We start from the raw sequence: 6211 nt of genomic DNA, 5'->3' as shown, positions 1-6211 counted from the left end.
GTCAGCATCGCGTAGTGACAACGGAAACGGACAGAATGCTATCGCTTCACCGCTGAGCAGTAATGCTCAGCAGTGTTCAGCGTAAATGTATCAGGATTAGCGGCCCTGCAAGATAGGGATCTGCAGGGCGGGGGTTGGCGAAGGCCGGGCAGGAGAGTCCGCCTGGGTTTTCTCCTGCATCTGCTGCAGTTGCCGGATCAGTTCGGGCACCACCTGGTAGAGATCCCCCACGATGCCGTAGTGGGCAAATTTGAAGATGGGGGCAGAGCTGTCTTTGTTGATGGCGATGATGGTCTGGGACTTGTCCATGCCGACGCGGTGTTGGATGGCCCCGGAGATACCACAGGCGATGTAGAGCTGGGGGCGGACGGTCTTGCCAGTTTGCCCCACCTGGTGGGCATAGGGGATCCAGCCGGCATCCACAGCCTTGCGGGAGGAGCCGACGGCGCTGTTGGGGAAACAGGCGGCCAGCTCGCGCATCAGCTCAAAGCCGTCTGCCGATCCCAGCCCGTAGCCGCCAGCAACGATCACTTTGGCCCGCGTCAGATCGACGGCCTGGGAGAGGTTGCGCACCGTTTCCACAATTTGCAGCTTGAGATCCTCCGGCTCCAAGTTAACCGGCACCGGGATCACTTCTCCTTGGCGGGATCCGTCCCAGGGAAGCGGCTGCATCACCCCGGGGCGCACGGTGGCCATCTGCGGGTTTTTCCAGGGGCCGAGGATGCGGGCCTTGAGGGACTCGCCAAAGCTGGGCCGAATGGCGTACAGGCAGTCGGGGAAGAAGCCAGACTTGCCGGGATCTTTGCTGTTGCTGTACTCGAAGGGGCCGATGTCGAGCTCGGTGCAGTCGGCGGTCAGGCCGGTTTCCAGGTGGGCGGCCAGACGGGGGGCCAAGTCCCGACCGGTGGTGGTGGATCCCAGCAGGATGGTGTGGGGCGGCTGGGGCCAGCTTTTGATCAAGTCCAGGATAACGCGGCGGTAGGGCAGGGTGCGGTATTCGGCCAGCTCGGGGTGGTCGGCAACGAAGACCTGATCCGCCCCATGGCCGATCAGGATTGGGGGCAGGTGAGCGATGTTGTGCCCGAGGACAAGGGCGCTCAGGGTGGCTTCCAGCTTATCGGCCAGCCGTCGCCCCGCTCCCAACAGCTCCAGGCCGATGGGCTGCAACTCACCCTTGATCTGCTCGGCGAAGATCAACACCCGCTTGTGCTCCATAGAGCTTACGACTCCTCATCAAAGTAGAAAGGCTGGGAAGTTTGGTCAATTCCTATACAGATTTCCGCAACTTAGCGATAACTCACCTTTGGGCAGGCTGCAACTGAGAAGTTAAGGAATGGGTTTAGAGGGTGGAGTTAGCGGAAGGGGAAAGAGGGTAAAGCCTCTGGGGTAGCCAGGTAGAGGCTCAAGTCAAGTGCCTGAGCCAATTCCTTCACCAGTTGCGGCACGGGCTGCCCTTGAAAGATCTGACAGTTGCCGCCGATTTCCCCTACTTTTTCGGTGGCGGCCACGATGGTCGGGGATCCCTGGAGGCCGCAGCGCTTTGGATCGGCCCCCACATCGTCCAGGTTGAGGATCTGGATGGCCTCGGCCCGCGCCGCCTCATCCCGCATCAGCCGCTGCACCCGCTGCACACCGCGCAGGGTAGGATAGGCCAGACGCCGCGCCGAATTGGCTACCGTGACCAAGGCCGGCAGAGGCACCATCACGATTTGGGATCCCCCTTCGATGGCCCGCCGCGCCACCAGGATCCCATCCCGAATCTCGAAGGCTTCGCAATAGGTGACCTGAGGGATCCCCAACCGCTCCGCCAACTGCGGCCCCACCTGGGCCGTATCGCCGTCGGTGGTCTGGAGCCCACAGAAGATCACATCAGGCCGGCCAGCATAGCGAACCGTCTGGGCCAGGGTATACGCTGTGGCTAGGGTATCAGAAGCGGCCAAGCGGCGGTCGGTCATCAAAATGCCCCGATCCACCCCGTGGGCAATGGCCTCGTAGAGCACCTCAATGGCCGGGGGTGGCCCCATTGTAATTGCCGTTACTCTCGCCCCGTGTTGCCGTTTGGTTTGCAGAGCTGCTTCCAGTGCATAGCGATCAAAAGGGTTTAACATCCGCTTGGCCTTGGCGCGATCGATCGTGCCGTCACTGTTGATGCCGGCCTTGGCGTTTTGATCGGGAACTTGCTTAATCAGAACAAAAGTTTCCAAGGGCCTAAACTCCCTAGTGATCCCCTCCAGGTTAAAAGGGATCCCTGAGCACCACAAACTTATTCAGCTTTTTTTCGGGATCGGAAAAGCTATCTCGACTTCAAGCACCCCTAAGCTACTCTTCCCAATACATCTGTTTCTCAGGTTTGATTTCATTGACATGCTCCCCATGCCCAAAGGCAGGGGCCTTACGGCGTTCTTGGGTAACCCTAAACAAAGTTCGAGACACTCCCCTACTGCTCCATGCCGCTTCCGGTCTCCCATCCACCAACGCGAACAGGTCTCCCGTCGGCCTCTTTCGGGAGCAGCCTGGGATCCCTGCCACGAAAAGCTTTGGGGATACTTCGCGGATGAGGGATCCAATAAGGACGCAGACCGCACCTGCAGCCAGAAATAGCCTCCCAGCAAGCAGGATAAGTTGGCCTGCACCGGCAAGCCAATAGACAGAGGCTTCAAAATCGTTGCTGGCCTAACCCAGATTATCCAATCATCCGCTCAGACTTGGGTGGGAGCAGACTTCCATCAAACACTTGCTCTAGAGAGGGCTTAGTGGGCAAGCCAAAGCCATCCACCACCTGAGCAATCGAGGTTTCCATACGCGCGGGCACTACATCCCCCAAACCAATTTGTCGCACCTCATCGGTAACAAACAGGCGCGGCATTGCCAGGGTAAGGCGCAATTTCTCAATTGCCGTATCCAGCACTTGTCCGTCGGCCTTAGCTTTGTCCAGAAGGGCCAACATATTGCCATCGGTATCACGAATAGTGTCTTGCCAACCCTTGACATAGGCCCGCAAGAAAGCTTTGAATTGCTCAGGCTTCTCACGCAGCAATTGCACACGGGTGATGACGGCATTGCCATACAGCTCAAGGCCATAGTCGTTGTAAAGGAAAGCCGTGATGTCCTCCAAGCTGACGCCGCCCCGCACCAGATTGGGCATGGCTGAGGTCATAAAGCCGCTGATGGCATCCACCCGACCTTGGATGAGGAAAGGTTCGCGCAACTGCGGCTCCATAGTTACCCACTCCACCGAGCCCGGATCGATGCCGACTTGCTTGGCAAAGACCGGCCAGAGCCGACGCGGCGCATCCCCTGCCGGTGCTCCTAGCTTCTTGCCCGCCAGTTGGGCCGGCTCCCCAATGCCCTTATCTTTCAAGGTGTAGATGCCAAAGGGAGAGCGATTGAAGTGGACATAGATCGCTACCAAGGGCACGTCCGGATTTTTGGCATTGAACTCGATCATGGAGTAGGGATCCCCTTCCCCCAGGTCGTACTGGCCAGCGGCAATCTTGGTGATGGAATCGGCGGAGCCATAGCCGCGCTCGTAGGTGACCTCCAGCCCCTCTTCGGCGAAGTAGCCCTTCAAGATCGCCGTTACAAGGGGGGTATCCATCGAAGAGGGCAACCAAGAGAGGGTAAACTTCAGGGGCGTCAGTCCCTGGGAAACCAGAAGCGGCCCGCGGCTCTGAGCCCTCGCCTTTAGCCCTCCAACGGCAACCCAAGAGGCAGCCGCAGCAGCAGATTGAAGGAATTGACGACGCGACGATTTCGGGATGGACATACTAGTAAACTCCACAGCAGCTGTCTCAGCAGAAATCCGCAAGCGGGAAGGCGAGCATTACCGCCAAACAACTTAGCAAAGCAGAGTTAAACTTTTGTATTCGGTGATACTTTGTACCCAAAAGCTTGGCCTAAAGCTCTGTCCCGTCAATTTGTCAGAGCCATCTTCGCAAAGCAGGCGAGCAAAAGCAAAGTTTGGCTGGAGGAGCATCTATTCTTTATGTCAGATTTTGTCAGAGCCGGTTGGCTGTCGATATGATGATGCTTTTACTGCCCCAGGCATCCCTGGAACCTCTCTCGACGTCTGCCGACACGAACAGCCATGGCCACTCAACCCGTATCCACCTCGCTGATTCGGTTTCTCACCGCCGCCGTAGCCGAGAGCATTCGACGGGCCTCAGAGGCGGGGCAACTGGGATCCCTGGCCCCCCAGCAAGCCACAGCGATTGCCCCCGTGATCCAGATCCCCAGCGACCCTCGCTACGGCGATTACGCCTGTCCCACCCCCCTGGGCATGGCCAAGCTCTGCCGCCTAGCACCGGCCCAGATCGCCCAAACCCTGCAAAAACACTTGGATCTGCCGGACATCGAAACTCAGGTGGCGGGAGGAGGGTATCTCAACTTCCGGCTGGGGGATCCCTTTTTGGCCAAGCGCTTGCAAGAGCTGCTGCATCTGGGAGAAAACTTCGGCAAAACAGCCATTCCCCATCCTGAGCGCATTCTGCTGGAGTTTGTCTCCGCCAACCCGACGGGGCCTTTGCACGTCGGCCATGGGCGCTGGGCTGCCGTTGGCTCTACGTTGGCCAACTTGCTGCACTGGACGGGCCACCAGGTGGAGCGGGAGTTTTACATCAACGATGCCGGCAACCAGATGCGGCTCTTGGGCCAGTCTCTGGAGGTGCGGGTGCGGCAACTGCAGGGGGAAGAGGTGGCTCTGCCCGAAGATGCCTACCATGGCAGTTACTTGGTCGATATTGCCCGGCGGCTGTTGGGTCAGGTCAAGGCCGGGATCCGCCCTCTGCCCACCACCCTAGAGGAGTACACCGATTTTGCCTATGGGGAAATGCTGGCCTGGCAAAAGCAGACCCTGCAACAACTACGCACCGAGTTTGATCACTGGTTTAGCGAGCGCCGCCTGCACACCCCCGATCCCCAGACAGGCCTGAGCGCCATCCAGCAAGCTTTGCAGGAGCTGCAAGAGCGCGGCTTTCTCTACAAAGCCAAAGCGCCGCGGGGTGAGGATCCCAAGCCAGGGGCCGAAGAGGCCGTCTATTTCAAAACCCAAGAATTTGGCGACGACAAGGATCGGGTGGTGCAAAAGGCCGATGGTTCGTTCACTTATCTAGCCGCCGATATTGCCTACCACCGGGATAAAGTGCAGCGGGGATATCACCGGCTGATCAACATTCTTGGCTCGGATCACCATGGCTATATCGGCCGCTTAAAGGCGGCGGTGGGTGCCTTCAGCCCAGATGTCAAGCTGGAAATCTTGATTGGACAATTTGTCAAATTGTTCAAAACCGACCCACAAACCGGTGAGAAAACCGAAGTGCGCATGTCCAAGCGCACCGGCAACTTTGTCTCACTCAATGACCTGATCGAAGATCCAGAAATTGGCGTGGGGGTCGATGCAGCCCGCTGGTTTTTGCTTAGCAGCAGCATGGACAGCCCCATCAACTTCGATTTGGATTTGGCCGTCAAGCAAACTTTCGATAACCCGGTCGTGTATGTTCACTACAGCCATGCCCGCTGTTGCACTCTGCTGCGGCGGCTACAGGAAGAAGAAAAGGTTGAACTGACCAACAAAGTCCCTTTGACGGAGCAACAAAAACTGCCCTACAAAGAGCCAGAAGAGCGGGCCCTGCTGCTGCGCTTGTTGGCCTTGCCGGATGAGCTGATCGCCGCTGCCGAAGAGCGCGCTCCCCACAAGATCATCCGCTATGCAGAAGCCATCGCCGCCGATTTCAACAAGTTTTACGACAACTGCCGTATTTTGCCGCTCTTGAAAGAGGATCCCCTTTTGGCCCAAGCCCGCATCCAATTGGTGCAGGCCACGCAGCAGGTTTTGTTTAACGTCCTCACCGGCATTCTCGGCCTGAGCGCGCCGGAGTCTATGTGATTTACGAAGGAGTGCCGTAAGGCCCCCAGCTCACGCTCTGGGCGGAAGCCAGCTATAGCGGTCGCGAGTAGGTCAATTGCAATAAACCGTTCCACAACGCATAGTCATTTATCTCACCGTCAAGGTGAAACAAACGACCGGTTGCTTCCTGCTAAGGCCTCTGGCCCGCTAGCGCGATCAGTTGAAATAGATGGTAATAAAAACCACGACTGCTATCAGCCCCTTTGATTCCGGTACAGCCTGTTAAGGGCTCAAGGGGTACAATAGCAGCACTTAGCAAACCAACTTCGGAAGGAGGATGGATTGATCAGTAGTAAAGAAGTCTTC

General features: G+C 57.8%; 4 protein-coding genes. 1 reads left to right on the top strand and 3 read right to left on the bottom strand.

Annotated elements, in window-relative coordinates; translation table 11 throughout:
• Positions 1 to 96: 96 nt before the first annotated feature.
• The 3 genes from ACVWXC_RS13160 to ACVWXC_RS13150 all read right to left on the bottom strand — a co-directional run bounded on the left by ACVWXC_RS13160 (position 97) and on the right by ACVWXC_RS13150 (position 3598).
• On the bottom strand, positions 97 to 1215 hold the full coding sequence (locus ACVWXC_RS13160; RefSeq protein ID WP_011431510.1) for an electron transfer flavoprotein subunit alpha/FixB family protein: 1119 nt from the start codon (positions 1213 to 1215) through the stop codon (positions 97 to 99).
• A gap of 137 nt (positions 1216 to 1352) precedes the next feature.
• Positions 1353 to 2204, bottom strand: a complete 852-nt coding sequence (locus ACVWXC_RS13155; RefSeq protein WP_099812716.1) for an electron transfer flavoprotein subunit beta/FixA family protein — start codon at positions 2202 to 2204, stop codon at positions 1353 to 1355.
• 479 nt (positions 2205 to 2683) lie between these two features.
• Positions 2684 to 3598: an ABC transporter substrate-binding protein gene (locus ACVWXC_RS13150; protein ID WP_414390793.1), complete on the bottom strand. Its 915-nt coding sequence runs from the start codon at positions 3596 to 3598 to the stop codon at positions 2684 to 2686.
• 489 nt (positions 3599 to 4087) lie between these two features.
• Here ACVWXC_RS13150 and argS point away from each other — a divergent pair, with 489 nt between their 5' ends.
• Positions 4088 to 5884: an arginine--tRNA ligase gene (argS, locus tag ACVWXC_RS13145; protein ID WP_011433538.1), complete on the top strand. Its 1797-nt coding sequence runs from the start codon at positions 4088 to 4090 to the stop codon at positions 5882 to 5884.
• Positions 5885 to 6211 lie beyond the last annotated feature (327 nt).

This window comes from Thermostichus sp. OS-CIW-20 (assembly GCF_054061455.1).
This window is presented reverse-complemented; position numbering and strand designations above follow the sequence as displayed.